Consider the following 24,693-nt stretch of genomic DNA (forward strand, 5'->3'; position numbering starts at 1 on the left):
GAGTAAGGAATCAAATGAAGGCGATTATAAACGTTGGATTAGTCGGCTACGGTTTCGCTAGCCAAACCTTCCACGCACCGCTGATCCAGGCCACGGAAGGCCTGGATTTGGTCGCGGTCTCTTCAAGCGATGCCGCCAAGGTGCAGGCGTCACTGCCGGATGTTGAGGTAGAGGCTCAGGCATTAGCACTTTGCCAGCGCAGTGATATTGACCTGATCGTTATTCCCACTCCTAACGATACCCACTTTTCCCTCGCCAAAGCCGCTCTCTCGGCGGGTAAGCACGTAGTGGTCGATAAGCCGTTCACGGTGACCCTGTCAGAAGCAAAGCTGCTCAAAAAATTGGCGGATGATAAAGAGCGTCTATTGTCGGTGTTTCACAACCGTCGTTGGGACAGCGATTTCTTGACCGTTAAGGCCCTACTTGAGGCGGGGACGCTAGGGCGACTGGTCAATTTTGAATCCCATTTCGATCGTTTCCGCCCGGAAGTGCGCGATCGCTGGCGCGAGAAGGCTACCCCTGGTGGCGGCATCTGGTTTGATCTGGGGCCGCATTTGCTAGATCAAGCCTGCGAGTTGTTTGGCATGCCCCAGGCTATTCTGCTGGAACTCGGCACGCTGCGAGATGGCGCCCAGGCTGACGATGACTTCCTCGCGCTGCTCGATTACGAAAGCTTTCGCGTTACCTTGGCGGCGGGCACGTGGTAGCCGAACCGACACCGCGCTTCCGGATTAATGGCACCCAAGGCAGCTTCATAAAATACGGCTTAGACCCTCAGGAGGATCGCTTAAAAGCAGGCGAAGTGCCGACACCCCAGTGGGGCGAAGATACTCAACATGGCACCCTGACACTGCGCGAAGGGGAGGGGGATAACGCACCGCTAACGCGTCGTGAACTTGCGACCCTGCCGGGGGACTACCTGGCCTATTACCAAGGCATTGCCGCAGCTATCCGCGATAAAGCACCGCTACCGGTAAGCGTCGACGACGCCCTGCGCTCAATGTCCTTGCTGGAAGCCGGGCTGGATAGCCACCGCCAGCGCCGCTGGATCGCATTGAAAAATCATCTTTAGAGAGAGGGGCGGGGGATTAGTCGCTTTTGCGTGTGAGGAGCCTTCTTATTATGTCATTGCGAGGAGCGTAGCGACGCGGCAATCTCAACCAGCGGCGGCAGTATAACCCCGAGATTGCTTCGCTTCGCTCGCAATGACAAAAATGAGGTAGCTTCGCTCACGATGACATCGACCCACCTTGAGCGAAGCTACTTCCTACTTAGATACTTCAAAGCAAATCCGTCGCACTATTGCGTTTCTCTTCCCGCAACCTATCCCGGGCGATATAGAGCGCGGCGATAGCGCGGGCTTCGTGAAAATCCTCGCGCAGTAGTAGGGCGGGTAGCTCCTCGATGGCGTGGGTTTCCACAATCAATGGCTCTGGCTCATCCCCTGGTAGGCGCTTGGGGTACAGGTCGGTGGCGAGGAGTACCTGCATACGGTGGCGCATATAGTTGGGTGCCAGCGAAAGCTCGACCAGCGGTTCAATGCGGTGAGCGCCAACGCCACACTCCTCCATCAACTCGCGGTTAGCCGCGGTAATGATATCTTCGCCAGGGTCGACTAATCCCTTTGGCAGGGTGAGCACATAATCTTCAAATCCAGCGGCGTATTCACGTATCAGCAGCACGTGGTCTGGGTCGGGCATCGCCACCATCATCACTGCGCCGCGGTCAGCGCCGGTCAAGCGCTCAAATTGGCGCTCTTCTCCGTTAGAAAAACGCAAATCAAGCGACTCAATCTGGAATAAACGGCTCTGGGCCACGCTCTTGCGAGCCAAAATTTGCGGCTTTTGCTGGTAGCCCGAACGCTTAGCACTGGCACCTTCAGGGTGATTGAAGGTGTCGCGAGTTGGGGGGGGCGTAGACATAAAAGTGGGCCTCCATGGCTGGTAAAAGGCGGTTAAGCTACAATAGCACGCTTACTCCTAACGTGACTGGAGCGGCAATGATTGATTGGCGCGAGATAGACACCGTCCTCTTGGATATGGACGGCACGCTGCTGGATTTACACTTCGACAGCCACTTTTGGCTCGAGCACCTGCCGCGGCGCTACCGCGAACTGCACCAACTGGATGAAGCCTCCCAGGAGGCGCTGCGCGCGCGTATTATCGGCGAGCAGGGCACCTTAAACTGGTACAGCCTGGCGTACTGGAGCCGCGAGCTGGGCGTGGATATCGTCGCTCTGAAGCGCGAAGTCCAGCACTTGATAGGCCTGCGTAGCGATGCTCTGGATTTCCTCAAATGGCTCAAACAGGCCCACCCGAGGGTCGTGCTCGCCACTAACGCGGATCGTGCGAGTCTTGCCCTGAAGCTGCCGCTCACCGGTTTGGAAAGTTACCTGGACGCGATCGTCTCTTCCGAGGACGTAGGAGCCGCCAAAGAGGAGCAGGCGTTTTGGTTTGCGCTACAAGACATCGAAGCCTTTGATCCCACGCGTACGCTGTTTATCGACGACAACGCCCGTGTACTCGAGAGCGCTCGTGAGTTTGGCATTAAGCATTTACTGGGCATTAAACAGCCCGACAGCCAGCGGCCTGAAAAAGAGCTGCAAGAATTTATTGCCCTCGATCGCTTTGCCCACCTGCTACCCGAACAGCTTCCTGAACAGGTGTCAGCAACCCAAGGAGTGCCTAAATGAGTGAGAGCGTACGCTTGGATAAATGGCTGTGGGCCGCACGTTTTTTTAAGACCCGCGCACTGGCTAAAAAAGCCATTGAAGGCGGGAAAGTGAATTACGACGGCGGTCGCGCTAAAACCAGTAAGCAGGTAGAGGTTGGTGCGCTTATTCGCGTGCCTCAGGGCTGGGAGATATTGGAGGTAGAGGTCTTATCGCTTTCGGATCAACGCCGCGGGGCACCAGAAGCGCGCACGCTCTATGCAGAAACCGAAGAGAGCGTGCAGCGTCGTGCTAAAGAGGCTGAAGCAAGACGCCTCACTAACGAAGCGATGCAGCATCCGCTCAAGCGCCCCGACAAAAAGCAGCGCCGCGATATCCAGCGCTTCCAGCGCCATCAGGGCGAGTAGATCCTCGCTGTTAAACGCTAGCCGTCCTTAAATACTTACTGTTCTAAAACACTAGGTTGCCAAATTATGTCCGATCAAATTCAACGTTTTATGTTCGATCACACCAATGTCCGCGGCGAGATCGTCACCCTGGCGGCCGCCTACCACGAAGTGCTGGATCGTCATGCCTACCCTCCGGCGGTGAATGAGCTGTTGGGCGAGCTATTAGCCGCCGTGGCGTTGCTTACCGATACCGTGAAATTGGATGGCACGTTGAGTATCGAGGTACGTGGACGCGGCGTTCTGTCACTGTTAATGGCCGAGTCCAACCCCGGTGGTGAACTGCGCGCGATTGCCCGCATAGCAGAAGACGCCGCACTGCCCAGCGAGCACGCCAGCTTCCGCGAACTGGTGGGAGAAGGCCAGATCGTGATTACCCTCGATCCCCGTGAGGGCCACCGCTATCAAGGTATTGTGGCGTTGGATCAAGAGACCCTGGGCGGCTGCCTGGAAGCCTATTTCAGCCAATCTGAGCAGTTGCCAACCCGCCTCTGGCTGGCCGCCGATGAGAAGCGTGCGGGCGGGTTACTGCTGCAGCGGCTACCAGAAGAGTCACAAAACCAGGATGTCGATGCCTGGGATCGCAGCGTACAGCTAGCCGATACGATCAAAACGGAAGAGCTGCTCGGCCTTGAGCAGCGCGAGGTGCTGCATCGTCTCTATCACGAAGAGACCGTGCGTGTTTTTGAACCCAAAGCACTGCGCTTTGGCTGCACCTGCTCCCGTGAGCGTATGAGCTACGCGTTGCACTCTCTGGGTAAAGAGGAACTGCGGGATATTTTGCACGAGCAGGGGGCTATTGATACCCAATGCCACTTTTGCCACACGAAATATCACTACACAGCAGCGGATATTGAAACTTTGTTGGACGACCCTGACGCGCCACCGCCCACGATTCACTAAGTGTGTAGTCGAAAGCGTATATCAGGGTGCTTACCAGCAGTGCTAGGAGCGCCAATGGATTCAATGAATTTGGTGTTTTGTGCAAACGGATGTTTGAATTTTTACTGCGCTGCAACACAAAATGTAGTGTCTTTGTAGTAGTTTAACTACAAGATATTTGATCTTCGCCCCCGTTTCCTGGGGGCTTTCTTTTTGCCATAATGCGCCGAACTTCAGCGCGCCCAGCCGGTTTCACAGTGGTTGGGATGAACATCAAGGCGTCGGTGACGCCCGGTAAATCGAGAGAAGCCCAGGAATCGAAATGACCACGACTCAAGCCGCTCCCCAATCCCACGTTAATCTCAGCAGCGCCGAACTAGTCGAGCGCGCAGTGGCACGTGGCGAAGGCCGCCTCTCAGCCAACGGCGCCTTGGTAGTCAAGACCGGCCTGCGTACCGGTCGCTCACCGAAAGACCGCTATATCGTTGATGAGCCCTCCACTAGCAGCCAAATCGATTGGGGCAACGTTAACCAGCCCTTCGACGCCGGCAAGTTCAACGCCCTGTGGGATCGAGTCAATGACCACCTGGTCAGCCAAGAGCATTTTGTCTCTGAGCTGCACGTGGGCAGTGATTCCACTCACTACCTGCCGGTGCGCGTCACCACCGAAACCGCTTGGCAAAACCTGTTTGGCCGCACCATGTTTGTACGCCCTCAGGCCTACAACCAAGCAGTTAAAGACGAGTGGACGATTCTTAACGCCGCAGGCTTTGAGTGTGACCCTACTCGCGATGGCACCAACTCTGACGGCTGCGTGATCATCAACTTCGCCGAGAAAAAAGTGCTTATCGCGGGTATGCGCTACGCCGGTGAAATGAAGAAAGCCATGTTCTCGGTGCAGAACTTCCTGCTGCCAGCTGCCGACGTACTGCCCATGCACTGCTCGGCGAACGTGGGTGAAGATGGCGAAACCTGTCTCTTCTTCGGTCTCTCTGGCACCGGTAAAACCACGCTCTCGGCGGATCAGGCGCGCTTCTTGATCGGCGATGACGAACACGCTTGGGGGGATGGGGTCGTCTTCAATATGGAAGGTGGCTGCTACGCCAAGTGTATCGATCTTTCCGAGAAGAACGAGCCGGTCATCTGGAACGCCATCAAGTTTGGCACCGTACTGGAAAACGTGGTGCTGGACGACCGTCGTGAGCCTGATTACGCCGACGATAGCCTGACCCAAAACTCCCGTGCCGCGTACCCGTTAGAGCACGTTGAGAAGCGCGTAGCGGAAAACCTGGCTGGCGAGCCGAATGCCATCGTGTTCCTGACCTGCGATATGTCCGGCGTGCTGCCCCCAGTGTCGATTCTTTCCAAAGAAGCCGCGGCGTATCACTTTCTGTCTGGCTACACCGCTAAAGTGGGTTCCACTGAAATGGGCTCCTCTGAAGGCTTGGCCGCCACATTCTCTACCTGCTTTGGCGCACCGTTCTTCCCGCGTCCTGCCCGTGAGTACGCTGATCTACTGATCAAGCGTGTCGAGAAAAAAGACGCCCAGGTATATCTGGTTAATACCGGCTGGACTGGCGGCGCTTACGGCGAAGGTGGCGCACGCTTCTCCATTCCGACCACACGTGCCATCATCAGCGCGATTCAGTCTGGAGTGCTGCGCGACATCGAGACCAAGCACATCGATGGGCTCAATCTGCAAGTGCCGCTTGCCGTGCCGGGCGTTGATTCCAGCCTGCTCGACCCGCGTGAAACCTGGCAAGACCGTGACGCCTACGACCGCCACCTCAAAGACCTGGCGACCAAATTCGTCGATAACTTCAAGAAATTTGAAGGCGTCAATGAGGCCATTATCCAGGCAGGCCCCCAACTGACCTGAGCATCAGTTGATGACTTGGACGTCAGTTGACCAGCGTGTCAGGCCGCTAGAAAAAGTAGCAGAAAAAAGTAGCGTGCCAGTGTAAGTAAGTCGCACCCAATAGCGACTAAACTACACAGAAATGATCGACCTCAGAATGGGACAGCGCCACGGCACTGTCCCATTTTTATTGGCTCTTTTGCTGGCCGATTATTTTCCTTGCCAATTTCTGGGGAGTGATTCTCATGAAAAGACGTCAATTTTTAGGCCTGGCCGGACTAACCGGCGCGGTCGGGGTGATACCTGGACTGTCATTTGGCTTTCCACGGCTTGACCTGGAAGCTGCACCAGGCCTGGAGCCACTGGAGTTGAGTGAAGCCGAATGGCGTGAACGACTCTCCGATGAAGCCTTTGATGTACTCCGAAAGGCAGGCACTGAGCCCGCCTTTTCAAGCCCGTTGGACAAGGAGTGGGGGGATGGTGAATACCGCTGCGCTGGCTGCGATCTGTTACTCTTCACCAGTGAAATGAAATATGATTCCGGTACCGGTTGGCCAAGCTTTTTCGAACACGTGGAAGGGCATATGCTGACCGAGCTGGACTTCAAGCTGGTTTGGCCCCGTACCGAATACCACTGCGCCCGCTGCGGTGGTCATCAGGGCCACGTCTTCGAAGATGGCCCCGAACCCACCGGCCTGCGCTGGTGCAACAATGGCGTTGCCTTGCGCTTCGTGCCTGCTGAATCGAGCTAGGCTGCCGAGCGGGGGGAGGATAGAACAATCATTAGGAGTGTTGCGTGAAAGGTTGGCTCCAACAACGATGGACTCGAAAGAAACTCGCCAGCATCCATAACCTGCATGATGTTGAGCGGCTGGCCCGAAAAGTGTTGCCCAGGCCAATTTTTGGCTATATCGACCATGTGGCCGAGGATGGGCGAACCCAGCGAGCCAACCTCACCGCTTTTGATGATTACCGCTTTTTGCCCAAGGCGTTTGTCAACGTCTCGCAGATTGATCTGCACACCGAGCTTTATGGCAAACACTACACTGTTCCGTTCGGTATCGCCCCCATGGGCATTAGTGCGCTGTCAACTTACCAGGGCGACTTAGTGCTGGCGCGGGCAGCAGCAAAGCGCAACCTGCCCATGGTTATGAGTGGTTCATCGCTTGTGCCCATGGAGGAGGTGGCTAAGGTGGAGGGAGCCGACTGGTTTCAGGCCTACCTGCCCGGTACCCCAGAAGGTATCGAGGCCCTGCTCGAGCGGATCAAGCGAGCCGGCTTCAAGAAGCTGGTGGTAACGCTTGATTACCCGGTGCCGCCCAATCCCGACAATTTCCGCCGTTCGGGGTTTTCATCCCCTCTCGAGCCAACCCTTCGCCTAGCATTTGATGGTCTGATACGGCCTGGTTGGCTATGCAATACCTTCCTGCGCACCTTGTGGAAGCACGGCATGCCGCATTTCGAAAACAACTATGCCGAGCGGGGCGCTCCCGTTATCTCCCGCCAAGCAGCGCGGGACTTTTCGGGGCGACGCCATTTTGACTGGGGTTATCTCGATCTTGTACGGCGCCTGTGGCCCGACACCTTGATCGTCAAAGGGATATTAAACCCGGAAGACGCAGTACGTGCTCAGCAGGCAGGGGTTGATGGCATTATTCTTTCTAATCACGGCGCTCGGCAGTTGGATTGCACCATTTCCCCGCTCCAGGTGCTACCCGAGATCAAGCGTCGCGTTAGTGATATCCCCATTATGATCGACAGCGGTTTCCGGCGCGGCACCGATGTGATCAAGCGCTGGCATTGGGGGCTGATTTTGTCTTTGTGGGGCGTCCTTTCAACTATGCCGCCGCCTGCGCAGGGCAGGCTGGGGTAGAGCATGTCGCTGATCTTTTGCAGCGTGAAATTGAGCGCAATATGGCTTTGCTAGGGCTAACCAGTCTCTCACAGCTAGACCGCTCCTGCCTTACCTATCAACAGTGTGATTACGTGCCTCGGCCATGTGCATAACGTGCACATCCCCTTGGAATCCCCACATCCATGTGCATGCGAGATTTAGTAGCGCGTGGTAAGCCTAAGGCGCACCCGCGGAAGCAGCGCGAAGCGGTGCCGGGGTTGGTTCGTATAGGCAGTGTTGGTTGGGTGCCATGGGGCGTCGTTCCGCCGCCTCCCGCGGGTGCCTCCAAACGCTCGCTGAGCTCGCTTTCTCGTTACCACGCGCTACGGGTTCTGCACCAAGCGAAATCGATGGGTTCTCGTAGCGCGTGGTAAGCGAAGCGCACCCGCGGAAGCAGCGCGAAGCGGTGCCGGAGTTTGGCTGAAGTGCCATTGGGCGTCGTGCCGACGCCTCCCGCGGGTGCCTACGAACGCTCGCTGAGCTCGCGTTCCTCGTTACCACGCGCTACGGGTACGTGCATCTAACTGATTAAAGCCTAAACCCTTCAACAATATGCTCGGCCAGGCTGTCGATAATCGGTGACTGGGTGGCGGAGGTGTGCTGCAAAACGATGGACGCTTCCGGCAGTTCGGGAAACCCTTCTTTTTTACCCAATATCTGCATGTCGGCGGTGACTAAACTGCGCATCCAGGCAGACACTGCCAAGCCCGCCCCCACAACCGCCTGTAACGTCGCCAAGCTCGGGCTGCTGTAAGCGACTCGATAGGCCCGGCCTGCGCGATCCAGTGCATTGCAGGCATGACGCCGACAAAAGCAGGGAGCCTCAAACATGGCAAGGGGTACTGGTGTCTGTAAATGTGTGCAATGGCTCTCAGCTGAGACCCACACGGTAGCCTCACGCCTTAAAATGGTGCCAACTTCGTCGCCTATCTCCCGTGTCATAATAATCAGGTCTAGGCTCCCTTGTGGCTGCTGAGAGAGTACCGACGAGGGGGCGCAGTGCACATCCACATCCACTAGCGGCCAGGCTTGGGAGAAGGTTTTCAGAATGCCGGGCAGAAAACGCATCACATAGTCATCCGGCACCCCCAGTCGCACACGGCCCACCATATCCGGCTGGCGCAGCAGCGTCAGCGCTTCTCCCTGCAATGAAAGAATTTTGCGTGCATAACCCAGCAGCGTATGCCCTTCGCTGGTTAACAGCAGCTGGCGATTCTGGCGCACAAACAGTGGGCGCTGAATAACATCCTCTTCCAGCCGCTTGATTTGCATGCTGACGGCTGATTGAGTGCGGTTTACCGTCCGAGCGGCGCGGGTGAAGCCGCCCTGGTCGACAATGGCCACAAAGGTGCGCAGCAGCTCATGATCGATGGTGGGTAGTGTGGCCATGGCTATCAATCTTTTTGATGTTGAACATAAGGAGTATTCGTTGGATTGATTTTAGGCGCTGTTCAATACTTCCTTCAACACTTATTCACCACGCCGCTGCTGGCGGCGAAGAGAGGTTGAAATGGAGCGCTCGCTACACTGCTTGCAGAACCAACAGTGCCAATCTGCTGAGAAGCAACCCAGCATCACCTGGCGGGAAAGAATTTATCGCTGGTACCAATTGCGTCGCGAGCGGGATTCCTTGCGCCATTTGAGCGATGACATGCTGAAAGATATTGGTATCAGCCGCGATGACGTACAGCGCGAGTCACGCCGCCCGTTCTGGGATGACCACGGGTGGCGACGCTGAAGCCGCAAGTCATGCCAGCCGTGGCGCGTTTGTGATACCTTGTTGGCACTAAAAAATGCTGCATGAGTTAGTTGCAATTTATGGATGTCAATCAGCGTATTATTTCCCGCCTGGCCACTGAGCTTGGTGTGCGTCCCGAGCAAGTGTCCGCCACGGTGGAGCTGTTGGATGGCGGCGCCACCGTGCCCTTCATTGCCCGTTACCGTAAAGAAGTCACCGGCGCGCTGGACGATATCCAGCTACGCCAGTTGGATGAACGGCTTCGCTATCTGCGTGAGTTGGAAGAGCGCCGCGCCGCGGTACTTGTCGCCATTGATGAGCAGGGCAAGCTCGATGCTACGCTGAAAGCCAGCATCGACGCTGCCGAGACCAAGCAACGCTTGGAAGATTTATACCTGCCGTTTAAGAAAAAACGCCGCACCAAAGCGCAAATCGCTCGCGAAGCAGGGCTTGAGCCGCTGGCGGATGCGCTGCTTGCCGATCCAACGCTTAATCCGGAAAGCGAAGCGGAAAACTATCTGCGCCCAGCAGAAGGCGATATTCCTGCCATCGAAGATGCCAAGGCCGCTCTGGATGGCGCCAAGCAGATCTTGATGGAGCGCTTCGCCGAGGATCCCGAGCTCATCGGCCAACTGCGCGAACGGCTGTGGCAAGAGGGCGAACTCAGTGCCCGCGTTCTGGATGGTAAGCAGCAGGAGGGCGCTAAGTTCTCCGACTATTTCGAACACGATGAGAAACTCGCCAAAGCGCCATCACACCGCGCCTTGGCAATGTTCCGGGCGCGTAACGAAGGTGTGCTGAGCCTGTCGATTCGTCTGCCCGGCGAAGACGAAGCCCTCATTCATCCCGCCCAACTGGCGATTGCCAAGCAGTTTGGTATCAGCGACCAGAGCCGCCCGGCAGATAAATGGTTAGCCGAAGTCGTCCGCTGGACCTGGCGGGTGAAGCTCTATACAGCACTGGAGACCGAGCTGCTGGGTCGCCTACGTGAGCAGGCTGAGCTTACCGCCATTGAAGTGTTTGCGGCTAATCTAAAAGACCTGCTGCTGGCCGCGCCGGGGGGCAGAAAGTCACCCTTGCCATCGACCCCGGCCAGCGCACCGGCTGTAAGGTTGCGGTGATCGATGCCACTGGGCAATTTGTTGATCACACCACTATCTACCCCCATGCGCCGCAAAACCAGTGGAATGAAGCCTTGAGCGTGCTGGCTAAGCTGGTGAAACAGTACGGCGTCGAGCTGATTGCGGTGGGCAATGGTACCGCCAGTCGTGAAACTGACAAGCTCGCGGGCGAACTACTAAAAGCCCTGGCGCCAGCGCACCGGTTAAGCAAAGTGATGGTCTCTGAAGCGGGCGCCTCGGTCTACTCCGCCTCTGAATACGCCTCACGGGAAATGCCGGATCTCGATGTCACTGTGCGCGGTGCCGTCTCTATTGGTCGCCGCCTGCAGGATCCGCTGGCCGAACTGGTTAAAATCGAGCCCAAGTCGATTGGCGTAGGCCAATACCAGCACGATGTCCCAAGTACAGCTGTCGCGCAGCCTGGAAGTCGTCATTGAGGACTGTGTTAACGCCGTGGGCGTCGACCTCAATACCGCTTCCAGCGCACTGCTTTCACGGGTAGCCGGTCTGAGCGCTGCGCTGGCCGAAAATATCGTTGCTCAGCGTAATGTCAAAGGCGCCTTCAAAAACCGTAAAGAGCTGTTAGAAGTGAGCCGCCTCGGTGCCAAAACCTTCGAGCAGTGCGCGGGTTTCTTGCGTATCCACAATGCCGATAACCCCTTGGATGCCAGCGCCGTTCACCCGGAAGCCTACTCACTGGTGGAACGTATCGCCAAGCAGAGCGGGCGTGAAGTACGCGGCTTGATTGGCGACAGCGCCGCGTTGAAAGCCTTAAAGCCCGCCGATTTTGCCGATGAGCGTTTCGGCGTGCCCACCGTCAGCGATATTCTCAAAGAACTGGATAAACCTGGTCGCGACCCTCGTCCTGAGTTTAAAGCGGCCGAATTCCGCGAAGGTGTCGAAACCCTTAATGACCTCAAGCTTTCCATGGTGCTCGAAGGCACAGTCACCAATGTGACCCACTTCGGCGCTTTTGTGGATATCGGTGTCCATCAGGATGGCCTGGTACATATCTCGGCGCTATCTGATCGCTTTATCGATGACCCCCGCAGCGTGGTGAAAGCAGGTGATATTGTCACCGTTAAAGTGATGAGCATTGATATCCCCCGCAAACGGGTAGGTCTATCGATGCGTTTGGATGACCAGCCTGAGGCTGAAAACGGTGCTAACAGCGGTGCCAATAAGAACAGTGGCTCGCCTAAAGATCAACACAGTGGTGCCCGTAAACCGGCTCGAAACCAGCGTAACAACGCAAATAAAACTGAAGCGCCGGAGCCCATGGGGGCGCTGGGTGCTGCGCTGTTGAAAGCGCGTGGCGGCAAATAGTCGCGCGCCCTGGAAGCGAAGGTGTCTTGAAAAAACGATCGTTGCCGCCATATCCTGTTTTCTGTTTTTGAATCAGCGATGATGGCGATGCCACCTGACTACACCAAGGCCCGCTCACGGCGGGCTTTACTGACAAGGAGTGTTCACCTTGCCTGAACCACTCACTGTGCCATCTGCGCTGACCGCGCAAGTCGAGCGCCTGATACCCAGTGCGCGACTTGGTCGGTTGGGCCGCCTGCGTCGTGGGCTTGAAAAAGAGGGACTGCGGGTCGATGCTACTGGCCACATTGCGCAAACGCCGCACCCGCACGCGCTGGGGTCGAAATTAACCCACCCGCATATCACCACCGACTACTCAGAGTCGCTGTTAGAGTACATCACGCCGGTTTACTCTCAGCCGGGTGAAGCGCTGTGCTTTCTATCTGACCTGCATACTTTTACTTATCATCACCTGCAAAACGAATGGATCTGGCCCGGCAGTATGCCCTCTAGGCTATCCGGCAACGACAGCGTGCCGATTGCCGATTATGGCAGCTCCAACGTGGGCACCATGAAGCATGTTTACCGCAAAGGGTTGGACATGCGTTACGGCCGCATCATGCAGGCGATTGCAGGCGTTCATTACAACGTATCGCTGCCTGATGATATGTGGCACGCCCTACGCGAGTTGGAAAAAGCCACCAATATCCCCTTCAACGACTATCGTTCCACCCGCTATTTCGGCATGATCCGTCACTTCCGCCGCCATAGCTGGTTGTTGCTCTATCTGTTTGGCGCTTCACCGGCCATCGATAAAAGTTTTTTGCCTGAAGGTAAGGTACCCGAAAAACTGCAGTCGCTTAGCGACGACACCTACTTTGCCCCATACGCGACGACTCTGCGGATGTCCGATCTGGGGTATCAAAACAAAGTACAGTCGCAGCTTAAAATCTGTTTTAACTCGCTCTCTAACTACGTTAATACCCTGCGGCACGCCATCTCTTCACCGTGGCCCGATTATGAAAAAATGGGCGTTAACGTGGACGGTGAGTGGCGCCAACTGAATGCTAATATTCTCCAGATCGAAAACGAGTACTACAGCGACATTCGGCCCAAGCGGGTTGCCAAACACAACGAAACGCCCAGCCAAGCCCTCGAAGCCCGCGGCGTGGAGTACATCGAAGTACGCTGTTTGGATTTAAACCCCTTCGACCCCCTGGGCGTTACTGAAGACCAGATGCGCTTTGTGGACACTTTTTGATGTGGTGCCTACTCAGCGACAGCCCGTGGATCTCCGACGAAGAGTGTGACCGCTTGGACGACAACCGCCGCTGGGTGGTGGAGCGCGGCCGTGACCCTGAACTCATGCTAATCAACCATGGTGAAACCACCTCGGTGCGTGAGTGGGGCGAACAAATTTTCGCCGAGATGGGCGAAGTTGCCCGCCTGCTGGATGCGGTCGAGGAGGGGAGCCCGCATGCTGATGCGCTGGCAAGCCTTGCACCACGTCTTGCAGACCCTTCGCTAACGCCTTCTGCCCAGGTGCTGGAACGGTTAAAAGCGCACGGCGGATCGTTAAGCGATTTGATGCTTAGCCTGGCCAAAGAGCAGGCCGAGCAGTTAAAAGCCGCGCCGATGCAGCGCAGTCGTGAAGCGCTGCTTGCTCAGCTGATTGAGACCTCGCACCAGCAGCAGCACGATATTGAAGCCGCTGATAAAGAGACCTTCGAAGAGTTCTTGCAGGCCTATTTCACTAAAGCTCGTGAGTCCCGCGCCATGTCGGCGCTGCCATCTGAGGTTAGACAATGATTCTGCACTCCTTTCGCTCGGCCGCCCTGGCTGGTTTAGCCTTCTGCGTTTTAATGATGGCGGTAGCCCTGGGGCTTGAGCACATCGGCGGATATGAACCTTGCCCGCTGTGTATCTTTCAGCGCGTCGCGGTGATCGCCGCGGGTATCGTATTCGCAATAGCTGCTATCCATAGTCCCGCCGGCGTGTGGGCAAAGTGATTTACGGGCTGCTGTCGCTGGCTGCTGTTGGAACAGGTGCCTTTATCGCCGGGCGTCACGTTTGGCTGCAGGGCTTGCCTGCCGATGAAGTCCCTTCCTGCGGTCCTGGGCTTGGCTACATGATAGATATCCTGCCATTGCAGGACGTGGTGGCCATGGTGTTAACCGGTTCTGGCGAGTGCGCCAATATCGATTTCTCGTTGCTCGGCCTATCACTGCCCGCCTGGACGCTAATCGGATTTGCCATTCTGGCAATCGCACCGCTGCGTATGCTGTTGATGAAAAGTCGGGGTTAGTAGGGCGTCAGCGATAAGGAGACGTACATGCTTTATCAACATTTTGCGACTCAAGAAGAGATCGATCGCGCCTACGACCCGATGATGGGTCGTGACCCGGCGGTGTTGGTAAAGGATTGGCGTGAGCGCAGTGAAGCATCAAGAGTTAACCACCGCACAACGCTCGATCTGCCTTATGGCCCAACGCTTGCGGAACGCATGGATATCTTTCATGCCGATGCACCTGATACCGATAGCCCAAAAGCGCCGGTGCACGTGTTTTTCCACGGCGGCTACTGGCGCTCGCTGAGTCATCGTGAATTTAGCTTTATCGTCGATGGCTTGGTTAACGCCGGGATCACCGTCGCGGTGGTTAACTACGCGCTCTGTCCGAAGGTACGCTTTAGCGAGCTGGTGCGGCAGAGCCAAGCAGCGGTGGCCTACGTTTATCGCCATGCTGCTGAATTGGGCGTTGATCCTGAGCAGCTGAGTATTTCGGGACACTCGGCGGGCGGGCATTTATGCGCGATGCTAATGTCGACGGACTGGGAGGGCGCTTTTGGCTTACCCAACCAGCTGATTCGCGGCGCGCTCTGTATCAGCGGTTTATACGACCTGCGGCCTTTTCCCTGGTCGTGGCTGCAGCCCAAGCTTCAGCTTAGCGGGCGCGATGTGCAGGAGTTCAGCCCCATATGGCTGCCATGCCGAGTACCTGCGCCTATAAAGCTGGTAGCAGGGGGCCTGGAGTCAGAAGAGTTCGAGCGCCAGATGAGCAGCTATGCTGAGCATTTGAGCCAGCAAGGCCAAACAGTGACTCAGCAGCTACTTTCCGACGTGGATCACTTCTCGATTCTTGAACACTATCTTAACGATGGCTGCTTCGTTGAGTGGATTAAAGATTTTCATGGGTTATAAGAACACGCCTTAGCTATGAGTGGAACGCAATAGCCTTCCGCGGGGGCGCTGTGAACCCTTCCCTGGGCGCTACTTTCGCCATCCATGGCGAAAGACCCCCGCTGCAGGCTATTCCGTTCTTGTGCTTAGTGTTATCTCTCAATAAGCAATTTTATACAGCCGGAATCACCGCAGTCGCTTCGATTTCCACCTTAGCCTGATCCTCAACCAGCCCCGCCACCTGAACCATCGTCATCGCCGGGAAATGCTTGCCCAGCACCTCGCGGTAGGCGGTGCCCACCTCCTTAAGCCGCGCCAGATACTCCTGCTTGTCCGTCACATACCAGGTCAACCGCACGATATGCTCCGGGCCTGCGTTCGCCTCTTTTAAGATCGCTACGATATTCTGCAGCGCCTGATTCACTTGAACGACAAAGTCATCGCTTTCAAATACCTGGTCGGCATTCCAACCAATCTGCCCACCTACAAACACACTCTGGCCTGAAGCCAGCACGCCGTTAGCGTAGCCCACCGCTGCTTTCCAATGCGAAGGGTGAAGAAGCTGATGAAAGTTGGCGTCACTCATTATGGCTATCCTTATAGGTTTTCGACGGTAAAGTGCTGGCGCATAGCCTCTGTCCAGGGCATTGGCTGACCGCTATTTAGATCCACATATACAAGGGTTGAACGACTGGTTAGACGTTTCTGATCACCGCAGTAAGCGATAATCTGAAGGGTAAGGCTGCTACGCCCAACGGCTTGAACCGCTAATTCAAAGGTGAGTCGTTCGCCTAACCGGCTCGGCGCATGAAACTGGGTGTCGATAGCGGCGGTGGGAACCCCGGTGCCGCTCTCCACATGCAGTTGGTTAAAGTCACGCTGAACGACCTCCTCAAACCAATCCTCCACCACGGAGTTAATCATCTCGAAATAGCGGGGGTAAAAAACGATACCCGCCGGATCACAGTGCTGGAAACGAACTTTTCGATGGGTAGTAAACGCCACTGTTTTCTCCTCCCTACACGCCCAGATAACGGTCACGCACAGTGCTGTCCAGCGCTGCGGGTTTGCCATCCCACACGGTGCAGCCTTTTTCCAGGATGGTGCAGCGGTCAGCAATGGGTAGAATTTCGCTTAATGACTTATCCACCAGCAGCGTGGCTTGACCTTGCTCCTTGAGCAGCCGAATCGCCCGCCAGATCTCCTGACGAATCACCGGCGCCAATCCTTCAGTGGCTTCATCTAGCACCAGCAAACGCGGATTGGTCATCAGCGCCCGGCCAATAGCCAGCATCTGCTGCTCACCGCCGGAGAGGGTCTTGGCCATTTGCGCGCGGCGCTCCTCCAAGCGCGGAAACAGCGTTTCTACTTTCTCCAGTGTCCACTCGCCCGGGCGGGCGGTCACCAATAGGTTTTCGCGCACCGACAAATTAGGGAAACAGCGGCGCCCCTCCGGCACCAAGCCAAGCCCCGCTTTAGCGATACGAAAAGCGGGTAAGCGGCGTATGTTCTGGGATTCAAACTCAATCGTGCCACGGCTGGCCGGAGTCAGACCGAATATCGAGCGAATGGTGGTGGTTTTACCCATACCGTTGCGCCCCATTAGGGCGACCATCTCACCGGCGTTAACGTCAAGGCTAACGCCAAATAACGCCTGAGAGGGCCCATAAAACGTTTCAATATCAGCAACCTTAAGCATCAGAATCCCCCAGGTAGGCTTCACGGACGCGGGGATCCTGCCTAATAGTGTGGCTATCCCCATGGGCGATAACGCTCCCGGATACCAACACAGAGATACGATCAGCCAGACGAAATACCGCCTCCATATCGTGCTCGATCAGCAGGATAGGCACTTCCAGCTTAAGCGCCTCCAGCAGCTCGGTCAGCTTTGCCGATCCTTCTGGACCCAAGCCGGCCATGGGTTCGTCCAGCAGCAGTGCGCGAGGTTTGAGCGCCAGAGCGCAAGCCACCTCAACCTGGCGGCGTTCCCCGTGGGAAAGTTCAAATACCGGCGTCCAGGCGCGGTGACTAAGCTGCATACGCGCCAGTGCTTCATAGGCTGGTTCAAGCAGTTGCCGATCGCGAGCAACGGGCTTCCAGAACCGAAAGCTGTGACTCTGCAGCGCTTGAACTCCCATCATCACATTGCGCATCACCGATAGCGGCTCCGCCAGCGAGGAGACCTGAAAGCTACGCCCCAGGCCCAGGCGCGCCCGTTGAGCGATACTCATGCTCGTGATCTCACTGCCTGCTAAGTAAACACTCCCTTCATCAGGGCGTATATTTCCCGCGATTTGGCCAATCAGGGTCGATTTCCCCGCGCCGTTGGGGCCAATCAAGGCGTGAATCTCCCCGGGTCTAAGATCCAACGAAACATCGTTGGTCGCCTGTAGTGCGCCAAAGCGCTTATGCAGGTTTTGTAGTGAAAGAACCACATCACTCATTGCGTTCCCTCCCGGCCAGCCAACCCATCACACCATGTTTGGCAAATAGCACCACCCCAAGCAGTACTAACCCGAGGAAAAGCTGCCAATATTGGGTGACTCCCCCCAGAAAGGTTTCCATCATCACAAACAGCACCGCACCGGCTAACGGGCCGTAAAGACGCCCCACGCCGCCTAAAATGACGATGACCATCAGTTCGCCGGAGAAGTGCCAACTCAGCATTGTCGGGCTAACAAAGCCATTTAGATCCGCATAGAGCGCACCAGCAAGCCCGGTAATCGCGGCAGAAATCACAAACGCCACCAAGCGAATGGGGTAGGGGCTGATCCCGGCAGTGGCAAGGCGTACATCGTTAAGCCGTGCCATGGTCAAGGCCGCACCAAAGCGCGATTTCATCATTCGTGAGGTAATTGCCATCGCTAACACAAGCCCGGTGAAGCAGATCAGGAAATAGGTGAGTGCATCGCTGCTATCGAGCATGTTGTTATTGAACAGGGGCAGGGTGTTGCGAATATAAATAGGCAGACCATCTTCGCCGCCATAGGTTGGCCAGGAGTTGGCAAAGTAGTAAATCATCTGCGCAAAGGCGAGGGTGATCATAATGAAATAGACCCCCGTGGTACGCAGTGAGATAGCGCCGATGACCAGCGCTAGCAGCCCGCACAGCAACATAGCGGCGAGCCATATCACCAGTAAATTGTCGCTGCCCGGCACGCTGAAAGGCCACGTCATAAATGGGGTCATATCAAAAGCGTGATAAGCACTGATGCCTGCCACATAGCCACCTAGGCCGAAATAGGCCGCGTGGCCAAAGCTCACCATGCCCCCATAGCCAATGGCCAGGTTAAGGCCAACGGCCGCCATGGCAATAATGGTGATACGCGAGGCCAGATTGACATAATAAATATGGCCCAAGAAATAGGCTGCTACAGGCAGTAACAGCAGTAGCCCGAGCAGGGCCATCTGAACCAGCCCTTTGCGGTCAAAAGGTTTATCCGCTCTTCGGGCGCTAGCGCAGCGTTCTTGGACAAGGAAGTGGTATTAGTCATGGGCAGAGAACAGTCCCTTAGGCTTGAACGCGAGAATGACGGCCATGAGGATATAGATCAGCATCGCGGCCAACGCCGAACCGACGCCGGTCGCCTCAGACGGCGGCATAAACGCTTGAAAGAAGATGGGCAGATAGACCCGACCCAAGGTGTCGACAATACCCACCAGCAGGGCACCGAGTAGCGCGCCTTTAATTGAGCCGATACCGCCAATGACGATTACGACAAACGCTAAAATCAGCACCGGCTCGCCCATACCCACCTGTACAGATTGCAATGCGCCTACTAAAGCGCCGGCTAAACCCGCTAACGCCGCCCCCAAGGCAAACACCAAGGTATAGAGTTTTGAAATATTGACCCCCAGCGCACCAATCATTTCGCGATCGCTTTCACCTGCCCGAATGCGCATACCGAGTCGAGTTCGCGAGATAAGCAAGTAAAGGGCAATCGAAATAGCGATACCCACCCCAATCAGCATCAGCCGATAGATGGGGTAGCGGGTATCACCTGGCAGGGTGACAAACCCCGTCAGCCAAGAAGGAGGACTCAACCATAACGGTGAAGAGCCGAAAATCCAGCGCGTGCCCTCCGAAAAAATCAGTATTAGTGCAAAGGTTGCCAATACCTGATCAAGATGAGGACGGTGGTAAAGTCGGCGTATCACCAACAGTTCTACCAGTGCACCTACCAGGGCGGCCGCGGTCATCCCAGCAGCCAGTCCAATCAGAAAAGAGCCCGTTGAGGCAGTCACCGCTGCCGTGGCGTAGGCGCCCACCATATAAAAAGAACCGTGGGCAAGATTGATCAGCCCCATCACCCCAAACACCAAGGTGAGGCCGCTGGCCATCAAAAACAGCATCGTGCCGAGCTGCACGCCGTTCAGTAATTGCTCTATCAGCAGAGTAACGGACACGTTGGGTATCCTTAGCGCAGGTAAAGAGAAAAGGCTGGGCGGCTACACCCAGCCGAGGCGAGCTTACATCTGGCACTGCTCGTAATAGACGTCTTGGATATCTTCGATTGCGACACCGATCAGGCGATTGGTGGGCTCGCCATCGTCACCCTCCACGACTTCGCGCACGTAAATATCCTGGATAGGGTGCTGGTTCGGGCCGAAGCGGAACTCACCGCGTACGCTGTCAAAGTCAGCGGCCCGCAGTGCTTCGCGGAAGGCGTCTTTGTCATCGGGGTGGGCAGTTTCAAGCGCGCTAAGAATCAGGTTGGCGGTGTCGTAACCTTGTGCCGCGTACAACGTTGGCGTGCGGTCATAGGCTTCCCGGAAGCCCTCAACAAAGCGATCGTTGGCCTCGTTTTCCAGGTCATAGGCCCATAGCGAGGTGTTGCGTGCGCCAATCGCCGCACTACCTACCGCTTTGATAAGAATTTCATCAAACGAGAAGGCGGCGCCAAAGATCGGCATATCGACACCGGAGCTTTCCCACTGCTTCATAAACGAGATGCCCATACCGCCGGGTAAGAAGAAGAACAAGCTGTCGGCATCGCTATCACGAATCTGGGCAATTTCAGCCGCGTAGTCGGTCTGGCCCATTTGGGTGTAAAGCTCGCCAACGACTTCACCCTCGTAAAGATGTTTGAAGCCTGCCAGCGCATCGGTGCCAGCAGGGTAGTTGGGCGCCATGATGATCGGGCGCTCATACCCCTCTTCGCGCATATACGCGCCCATGGCGCCGTGCAGGTTGTCGTTCTGATACGCCACGTTGAAGTAGTTCTCGTGGCACATGCGCCCTGCTAAATCGGAGGGCCCGGCATTAGGTGACAGGTAGAAGGTGCCCTGGCGTACCACCGAAGGAACGACCGCCATTGCCAAGTTTGACCAGATAATGCCGGTAAGAATATCGACCTCATCACGCTGCATAAACTCATTGGCCAGCGTACGCGCCAGGTCGGGGCGTCTCGCATCATCCTGAATCAGCACTTCCACGTCGTCGCGGCCCGACTGCTCAAGCGCCAGCATGAAGCCATCGCGAACGTCCACGCCCAGGTGCGAACCGCCGCCTGAGAGGGTGGTAATCATGCCAATTTTAACGTCATCAGCGTGAGCAGTGGTTACCAGGCTGGAGGAGAGCAGTAAGCCAAGGCCAAAGCGGGATATCATTTTCATGGATCATTCCTCATTTTTTAATCGTTTATTACTTAGAGGGTCATGCGTTGGTGTTGGTGCTATTGATGTTAGTGCTATTCACATTGATGCCAGGAGAGCCAGCACTCGGGTAATGTTCCTGGCTCAGCCGAAAGCGCTGAACCTTACCCGTGGATGTTTTAGGTAGTGCCTCGATAAATCGTATGGAGCGAGGGTACTTATACGGCGCGATGGTCTGCTTCACGAAGTCCTGCAACATTTGCTGACATTCTTCATCTTGCTGAAAACCATCGTTTAGAACAACAAAAGCCTCGACAATTTGGCCACGCTCCTGGCTAGGGGCACCTATCACCGCGCACTCTTTCACGGCGGGGTGGGCCAGCAGGGCTGCTTCCACCTCGGGGCCTGCGATGTTATAGCCCGCCGAGACGATCATATCGTCGTTGCGAGCGGCGAAGTGGAAGTAGCCCTCTTCATCCTGGTAAAACGCATCACCGGTGATATTCCAGCCCGCCTTTACATACTTTTGCTGGCGCTTGTCGGCCAGGTAGCGGCAGCCGGTAGGGCCGCGCACGGCCAGTTTGCCGACCGTGCCGCGAGGGACATCATTCATCTCGTCATCAACGATTCGTGCCTCGTAACCGGTCACCGGTTTGCCGGTGCAGCTGGGGCGATGGTCATTCAGGTGATTAGAGATAAAGATATGCAGCATTTCAGTTGCGCCGATGCCGTCGAGAATCGGTGTGCCGGTTTGCTTGATCCAGTCATGATAAATCGGTGCTGGCAGGGTTTCGCCAGCGGAAACCGCCACGCGCAGGCTGCTCAAATCCTCATGGCGAGTAGGTGCTGAGAGCATCGCCCGGTAGGCTGTTGGTGCGGTGAAGACCACCGTGGCCTGATACTCGCGGATAATGTCCATCATATTGGGCGGGGAGGCGTGTTCGAGTAGCACGGCGGTGGCGCCGAAGCGCAGCGGGAAAATGGCCAGCCCGCCCAGGCCAAAGGTAAATGCCAGCGGCGGCGAACCGACGAACACGTCCTCCGGCGTTACCTGTAGGACTTCCTTGGCGTAGCCGTCGGCAATGACCAGCAGGTCGCGGTGAAAGTGCATGGTGGCTTTGGGTGAGCCGGTAGTGCCAGAGGTAAACCCCAGCAGCGCCACATCGTCGGCGGCGGTATCCACCGCTTCAAAGGTGGCGGGTTTGCCCAGCGCTAAACGGTCAAGCTCTGCGTCGTGGTTAGCCGTGCCATCAAAGCCAACGACCCGTTTGAGCACCGGGCTGTGCTGTTGGCACTCAACCAGTTCATCGAGCAGACGGGTGTCGCACAGGGCGAGGCTGATTTCCGCTTTATCGATTACCTGGCATAGCTCTTTGGTGCGCAGCATCGGCATGGTGTTGACCACCACGGCACCCGCCTTGGTGGCGGCCAGCCAGCAGGCCACCATGGCCGGGTTGTTGGCGGAACGGATCAATACCCGCTGGCCGGGAACCACGCCCAGGTCTTCGACCAGCACGTGGGCAAGGCGGTTGGTCCACTCAGTGAGCTCTTGATAGGTGCGACGACGGCCATTGCCCGCTAAGGCAATCCGTTCACCGTGACCCTGGTCGAGCAGTCGATCGCAGAGCTCAACGCCCACGTTAAGTCGTTGGGGATAATGGTAGCCCGCGAGCAGGAACTCAGGCTGGCAATCAGTGGGTGGCAGGTTATCCCGCGCAAAAGTATCAGCATGGGCCGACTGGATGTACATGACCAACCTCCGTATTTGGTGTCGTTGTTTATTCCTGCCCAAGCCATATAGGAATCAGATCCTTCTCAGATGGTGGTCTGCACCTCTTTGGTCTCGAGAGCAGGCTTCCGCGAGGGCGCTGTGACCCCTTCCTTGGGCGCTACTTTTGACATCCCTGTCAAAAGACCCTCGCTTCAACCTGCTCTCTTCTCCCGTTAACGGAGATATTCAAAGACGTCATTTCCAACTGTGATGGCCCTGGGGCAGGGATACGGTGTCTGGCGTTGTGTTTTATTGTTTTTGAGAGCTACTGTAAGGTTTTTTGCTATTTACTCTTCCGCGAGCATGCTGCGGGCGATGACTACTTTTTGTACATCTGAGGCACCTTCATAAATACGCAGCGCGCGGATTTCCGGTAGAGGCTTTCGATAATATGGCCTTTGCGAACGCCGTCGCCGCCGTGAAGCTGTACTGTCTGGTCAATCACCTGCTGGGCCTGGTCGGTGGCAAATAGCTTGGCCATTGCCGCTTCGCGAGTTACCCGCTCCGCGCCTTGATCTTTCGTCCAGGCAGCGCGGTAAACCAGAAGGGCGGCGGCATCCACGTTTAGCGCCATATCGGCCAAGTGGCCCTGCACCATTTGTAGATCAGCAAGAGTGGCGCCAAACAGCTCCCGGGAGCGGCTGCGGGAGAGCGACTCTTCCAGTGCCCGGCGGGCGAAGCCCAGGGCTGCCGCGCCAACCGTGGAGCGGAAAACGTCCAGCACCGACATGGCGATCCGAAAGCCTTGCCCAGGCTTGCCGATCAGCGCGCTGGCAGGCAGCACCATATCGTTGAAGCCCAGCCGTGCCAGCGGGTGAGGCGCCACCGACTCCAGGCGCTCACGAATCTCCAATCCGGGGGTGTCGGCAGGCACTAAAAAGGCTGAAAGCCCTTTGGCGCCGGGACCTTCACCGGTGCGGGCAAAGACTGTGTAGATATCGGCAATACCACCGTTGGAGATCCAGGTCTTTTCGCCATTCAAACGGTAGCTATCGCCCTCGCGCTCAGCGGTGGTATCCAACTGGGCCACATCAGAGCCCGAGCGAGGCTCGCTCAGGGCAAACGCGGAAATTGCTTCACCACGCCGGGTTCTGTCCAGCCACTGCTTCTGTTCATCGCTGCCATATAGGCTGATCGCACCGGTTCCCAGCCCCTGCATGGCAAACGAAAAATCGGCCAGGCCATCATGGCGGGCCAGGGTTTCACGGATTAGGCACAGGCTGCGCACATCGATATGCTCGCCCGCAGTGCCTTCCAGAAACCCAGCTTTGCCTAAATCGCGTACCAGTTGAATGCAGGTCGCATCCACATCGCTGTGGTCGCGGGGTAGTTCAGTGCGGCACCACGCTTCGAGCTGCTCGGAAAGTTCGCGGTGTCTGGCCTCGAAAAAGGGCCACGCTAGAAAGCTCTTGTCGCTCATCAGTCCCCTTGAACTCAGGTTTTTGCTTGGCTACGAAGGCGTGGTAGGCGCGCTCGAAATCGTTGGTCTGCATGCAGATCGCCTGGGCCTGGGCTTCCGATTCGATGGCCTGCTCCAGGCTCATCGACCACTCCTGGTTTAGCTGGGTTTTGGTAATGCTGTGGCCGAAGGTGGGGCCCTGAGCCAGGCGGGTGGCGTAAGCAATGGCGTCTTCTTCCAGGGAGTCTGGTTCGACCACTCGGTTGTAAAAGCCCCACTGGAGGCCTTCCTCGGCACTCATGCTACGGCCGCTGTAGAGCAGGTCGGCGGCGCGGCCCTGGCCGATAATGCGCGGTAGCATGGCGCAGGCGCCCATATCGCAGCCTGCCAAACCCACCCGGGTAAAGAGGAACGCCGTGCTGGCGCGGGGGTGGCAAAACGAATATCCGAGGACATGGCAATAATCGCCCCAGCGCCGACGCAAATGCCGTCGACGGCGGCAATGATCGGTTTGCCGCAGTTCAGCATGGCCTTGACTAGATCCCCGGTCATGCGGGTGAACTCGAGCAGTCCCTTCATATCCTTGCCCACCAGGGGGCCGATGATTTCATGTACGTCGCCGCCGGAACAGAAGTTCTCGCCGTTAGAGGTAAACACCACGGCATGCACATCGGATGCATAGGCCAAGTCACGAAAGGTATCGCGCAGCTCGGCGTAGCTCTCGAATGTCAGCGGGTTCTTGCGCTCTGGGCGATTCAACCGGATAACGGCGACATCACCACTCATTTCCCAAATAAAGTGCTCGGGGGCCAGGTCAGCCATGCTCTTCATATTG

At 56.6% G+C, this 24,693-nt stretch carries 20 protein-coding genes and 5 pseudogenes; 12 read left to right on the plus strand and 13 right to left on the minus strand.

Annotation, left to right across the window (positions count from 1 at the left end; genetic code table 11):
* Nucleotides 1-14 precede the first annotated feature (14 nt).
* Nucleotides 15-1,072, plus strand: a pseudogene (locus FDY98_RS07750) (oxidoreductase).
* 208 nt (nt 1,073-1,280) lie between these two features.
* Here FDY98_RS07750 and nudE read toward each other — a convergent pair.
* Nucleotides 1,281-1,922 carry an ADP compounds hydrolase NudE gene (nudE, locus tag FDY98_RS07755; RefSeq protein WP_022519716.1) on the minus strand — a complete coding sequence of 214 codons (642 nt, stop codon included), beginning with the start codon at nt 1,920-1,922 and terminating at the stop codon, nt 1,281-1,283.
* A gap of 77 nt (nt 1,923-1,999) precedes the next feature.
* Between nudE and yrfG the strand changes: the two genes are divergently transcribed.
* The 6 genes and pseudogenes from yrfG (at nt 2,000) to FDY98_RS07785 (ending at nt 7,864) form a co-directional block, all read left to right on the plus strand.
* Nucleotides 2,000-2,692, plus strand: a complete 693-nt coding sequence (gene yrfG, locus FDY98_RS07760; RefSeq protein WP_027958816.1) for a GMP/IMP nucleotidase — start codon at nt 2,000-2,002, stop codon at nt 2,690-2,692.
* Nucleotides 2,689-3,078 carry an RNA-binding S4 domain-containing protein gene (locus tag FDY98_RS07765; protein ID WP_022519714.1) on the plus strand — a complete coding sequence of 130 codons (390 nt, stop codon included), beginning with the start codon at nt 2,689-2,691 and terminating at the stop codon, nt 3,076-3,078. The genes yrfG and FDY98_RS07765 overlap by 4 nt, the downstream gene beginning before the upstream one ends.
* A 66-nt stretch (nt 3,079-3,144) precedes the next feature.
* The gene (hslO, locus tag FDY98_RS07770) at nt 3,145-4,020 is read left to right on the plus strand and encodes an Hsp33 family molecular chaperone HslO (protein WP_022519713.1); all 876 of its coding nucleotides are present in this window, start codon (nt 3,145-3,147) and stop codon (nt 4,018-4,020) included.
* A gap of 301 nt (nt 4,021-4,321) precedes the next feature.
* Complete coding sequence (locus FDY98_RS07775) at nt 4,322-5,878, plus strand: phosphoenolpyruvate carboxykinase (protein WP_027958817.1); 1,557 nt, start codon at nt 4,322-4,324, stop codon at nt 5,876-5,878.
* A 224-nt stretch (nt 5,879-6,102) separates the two neighbouring features.
* On the plus strand, nt 6,103-6,609 hold the full coding sequence (msrB, locus tag FDY98_RS07780; protein WP_022519711.1) for a peptide-methionine (R)-S-oxide reductase MsrB: 507 nt from the start codon (nt 6,103-6,105) through the stop codon (nt 6,607-6,609).
* Between the two features lie 167 nt (nt 6,610-6,776).
* Nucleotides 6,777-7,864: pseudogene (locus tag FDY98_RS07785) on the plus strand (alpha-hydroxy acid oxidase).
* A gap of 415 nt (nt 7,865-8,279) precedes the next feature.
* Here the strand turns inward: FDY98_RS07785 and FDY98_RS07790 are convergent.
* Nucleotides 8,280-9,140, minus strand: a complete 861-nt coding sequence (locus FDY98_RS07790; RefSeq protein WP_027958819.1) for a LysR substrate-binding domain-containing protein — start codon at nt 9,138-9,140, stop codon at nt 8,280-8,282.
* Nucleotides 9,141-9,261: 121 nt separating this feature from the next.
* Here FDY98_RS07790 and FDY98_RS07795 point away from each other — a divergent pair, with 121 nt between their 5' ends.
* The 5 genes and pseudogenes from FDY98_RS07795 (at nt 9,262) to FDY98_RS07815 (ending at nt 15,114) form a co-directional block, all read left to right on the plus strand.
* Nucleotides 9,262-9,489 (plus strand): DUF1127 domain-containing protein, encoded by a 228-nt coding sequence (locus tag FDY98_RS07795; protein ID WP_027958820.1) that lies wholly within the window; start codon nt 9,262-9,264, stop codon nt 9,487-9,489.
* A gap of 80 nt (nt 9,490-9,569) precedes the next feature.
* A pseudogene (locus FDY98_RS07800) lies at nt 9,570-11,936 on the plus strand (Tex family protein).
* Between the two features lie 148 nt (nt 11,937-12,084).
* Nucleotides 12,085-13,724, plus strand: a pseudogene (gshA, locus tag FDY98_RS07805) (glutamate--cysteine ligase).
* A pseudogene (locus FDY98_RS07810) lies at nt 13,721-14,220 on the plus strand (disulfide bond formation protein B). Before gshA ends, FDY98_RS07810 begins: the two co-directional pseudogenes overlap by 4 nt.
* Before the next feature lie 27 nt (nt 14,221-14,247).
* Entirely contained in the window at nt 14,248-15,114 is an 867-nt protein-coding gene (locus FDY98_RS07815) for an alpha/beta hydrolase (RefSeq protein ID WP_009288480.1), read from the plus strand.
* A gap of 151 nt (nt 15,115-15,265) precedes the next feature.
* Here the strand turns inward: FDY98_RS07815 and FDY98_RS07820 are convergent, their stop codons facing one another.
* The 11 genes from FDY98_RS07820 to FDY98_RS07865 all read right to left on the minus strand — a co-directional run bounded on the left by FDY98_RS07820 (nt 15,266) and on the right by FDY98_RS07865 (nt 24,689).
* Nucleotides 15,266-15,679 (minus strand): RidA family protein, encoded by a 414-nt coding sequence (locus tag FDY98_RS07820; RefSeq protein ID WP_027958823.1) that lies wholly within the window; start codon nt 15,677-15,679, stop codon nt 15,266-15,268.
* Nucleotides 15,680-15,690: 11 nt separating this feature from the next.
* Nucleotides 15,691-16,098: an acyl-CoA thioesterase gene (locus FDY98_RS07825; protein ID WP_027958824.1), complete on the minus strand. Its 408-nt coding sequence runs from the start codon at nt 16,096-16,098 to the stop codon at nt 15,691-15,693.
* A gap of 13 nt (nt 16,099-16,111) precedes the next feature.
* Nucleotides 16,112-16,792 carry an ABC transporter ATP-binding protein gene (locus FDY98_RS07830; protein ID WP_035538356.1) on the minus strand — a complete coding sequence of 227 codons (681 nt, stop codon included), beginning with the start codon at nt 16,790-16,792 and terminating at the stop codon, nt 16,112-16,114.
* Nucleotides 16,785-17,537 carry an ABC transporter ATP-binding protein gene (locus FDY98_RS07835; protein WP_027958826.1) on the minus strand — a complete coding sequence of 251 codons (753 nt, stop codon included), beginning with the start codon at nt 17,535-17,537 and terminating at the stop codon, nt 16,785-16,787. Before FDY98_RS07835 ends, FDY98_RS07830 begins: the two co-directional genes overlap by 8 nt.
* The gene (locus tag FDY98_RS07840; RefSeq protein ID WP_340146829.1) at nt 17,530-18,501 is read right to left on the minus strand and encodes a branched-chain amino acid ABC transporter permease; all 972 of its coding nucleotides are present in this window, start codon (nt 18,499-18,501) and stop codon (nt 17,530-17,532) included. The genes FDY98_RS07835 and FDY98_RS07840 overlap by 8 nt, the downstream gene beginning before the upstream one ends.
* Nucleotides 18,502-18,579: 78 nt before the next feature.
* Nucleotides 18,580-19,500, minus strand: a complete 921-nt coding sequence (locus FDY98_RS07845; protein WP_009288482.1) for a branched-chain amino acid ABC transporter permease — start codon at nt 19,498-19,500, stop codon at nt 18,580-18,582.
* A 63-nt stretch (nt 19,501-19,563) separates the two neighbouring features.
* Nucleotides 19,564-20,709 carry an ABC transporter substrate-binding protein gene (locus FDY98_RS07850; RefSeq protein ID WP_009288483.1) on the minus strand — a complete coding sequence of 382 codons (1,146 nt, stop codon included), beginning with the start codon at nt 20,707-20,709 and terminating at the stop codon, nt 19,564-19,566.
* A 40-nt stretch (nt 20,710-20,749) separates the two neighbouring features.
* Nucleotides 20,750-22,438 (minus strand): benzoate-CoA ligase family protein, encoded by a 1,689-nt coding sequence (locus FDY98_RS07855; protein WP_035538353.1) that lies wholly within the window; start codon nt 22,436-22,438, stop codon nt 20,750-20,752.
* Between the two features lie 340 nt (nt 22,439-22,778).
* Nucleotides 22,779-23,879 (minus strand): acyl-CoA dehydrogenase family protein, encoded by a 1,101-nt coding sequence (locus tag FDY98_RS07860; RefSeq protein ID WP_340146830.1) that lies wholly within the window; start codon nt 23,877-23,879, stop codon nt 22,779-22,781.
* Nucleotides 23,791-24,234 carry an enoyl-CoA hydratase-related protein gene (locus FDY98_RS29385; RefSeq protein WP_442907949.1) on the minus strand — a complete coding sequence of 148 codons (444 nt, stop codon included), beginning with the start codon at nt 24,232-24,234 and terminating at the stop codon, nt 23,791-23,793. The genes FDY98_RS07860 and FDY98_RS29385 overlap by 89 nt, the downstream gene beginning before the upstream one ends.
* A complete protein-coding gene (locus tag FDY98_RS07865) occupies nt 24,156-24,689 on the minus strand; it encodes an enoyl-CoA hydratase-related protein (RefSeq protein WP_442907950.1) in 534 nt (177 codons plus the stop codon). The genes FDY98_RS29385 and FDY98_RS07865 overlap by 79 nt, the downstream gene beginning before the upstream one ends.
* Between the last annotated feature and the right edge of the window lie 4 nt (nt 24,690-24,693).

This window comes from Halomonas sp. PA16-9 (assembly GCF_009728585.1).
Taxonomy (GTDB): Bacteria; Pseudomonadota; Gammaproteobacteria; order Pseudomonadales; family Halomonadaceae; genus Vreelandella; species Vreelandella titanicae.

What these genes read in the sequence shown, in the direction of transcription:
- nudE (WP_022519716.1), bottom strand. Translation starts at nt 1,922, where the DNA reads ATGTCTACGCCCCCCCCAACTCGCGACACCTTCAATCACCCTGAAGGT.
- yrfG (WP_027958816.1), top strand. Translation starts at nt 2,000, where the DNA reads ATGATTGATTGGCGCGAGATAGACACCGTCCTCTTGGATATGGACGGC.
- FDY98_RS07765 (WP_022519714.1), top strand. Translation starts at nt 2,689, where the DNA reads ATGAGTGAGAGCGTACGCTTGGATAAATGGCTGTGGGCCGCACGTTTT.
- hslO (WP_022519713.1), top strand. Translation starts at nt 3,145, where the DNA reads ATGTCCGATCAAATTCAACGTTTTATGTTCGATCACACCAATGTCCGC.
- FDY98_RS07775 (WP_027958817.1), top strand. Translation starts at nt 4,322, where the DNA reads ATGACCACGACTCAAGCCGCTCCCCAATCCCACGTTAATCTCAGCAGC.
- msrB (WP_022519711.1), top strand. Translation starts at nt 6,103, where the DNA reads ATGAAAAGACGTCAATTTTTAGGCCTGGCCGGACTAACCGGCGCGGTC.
- FDY98_RS07790 (WP_027958819.1), bottom strand. Translation starts at nt 9,140, where the DNA reads ATGGCCACACTACCCACCATCGATCATGAGCTGCTGCGCACCTTTGTG.
- FDY98_RS07795 (WP_027958820.1), top strand. Translation starts at nt 9,262, where the DNA reads ATGGAGCGCTCGCTACACTGCTTGCAGAACCAACAGTGCCAATCTGCT.
- FDY98_RS07815 (WP_009288480.1), top strand. Translation starts at nt 14,248, where the DNA reads ATGCTTTATCAACATTTTGCGACTCAAGAAGAGATCGATCGCGCCTAC.
- FDY98_RS07820 (WP_027958823.1), bottom strand. Translation starts at nt 15,679, where the DNA reads ATGAGTGACGCCAACTTTCATCAGCTTCTTCACCCTTCGCATTGGAAA.
- FDY98_RS07830 (WP_035538356.1), bottom strand. Translation starts at nt 16,792, where the DNA reads ATGCTTAAGGTTGCTGATATTGAAACGTTTTATGGGCCCTCTCAGGCG.
- FDY98_RS07835 (WP_027958826.1), bottom strand. Translation starts at nt 17,537, where the DNA reads ATGAGTGATGTGGTTCTTTCACTACAAAACCTGCATAAGCGCTTTGGC.
- FDY98_RS07840 (WP_340146829.1), bottom strand. Translation starts at nt 18,501, where the DNA reads ATGGCCCTGCTCGGGCTACTGCTGTTACTGCCTGTAGCAGCCTATTTC.
- FDY98_RS07850 (WP_009288483.1), bottom strand. Translation starts at nt 20,709, where the DNA reads ATGAAAATGATATCCCGCTTTGGCCTTGGCTTACTGCTCTCCTCCAGC.
- FDY98_RS07855 (WP_035538353.1), bottom strand. Translation starts at nt 22,438, where the DNA reads ATGTACATCCAGTCGGCCCATGCTGATACTTTTGCGCGGGATAACCTG.
- FDY98_RS07860 (WP_340146830.1), bottom strand. Translation starts at nt 23,879, where the DNA reads ATGAGCGACAAGAGCTTTCTAGCGTGGCCCTTTTTCGAGGCCAGACAC.
- FDY98_RS29385 (WP_442907949.1), bottom strand. Translation starts at nt 24,234, where the DNA reads ATGGGCGCCTGCGCCATGCTACCGCGCATTATCGGCCAGGGCCGCGCC.
- FDY98_RS07865 (WP_442907950.1), bottom strand. Translation starts at nt 24,689, where the DNA reads ATGAAGAGCATGGCTGACCTGGCCCCCGAGCACTTTATTTGGGAAATG.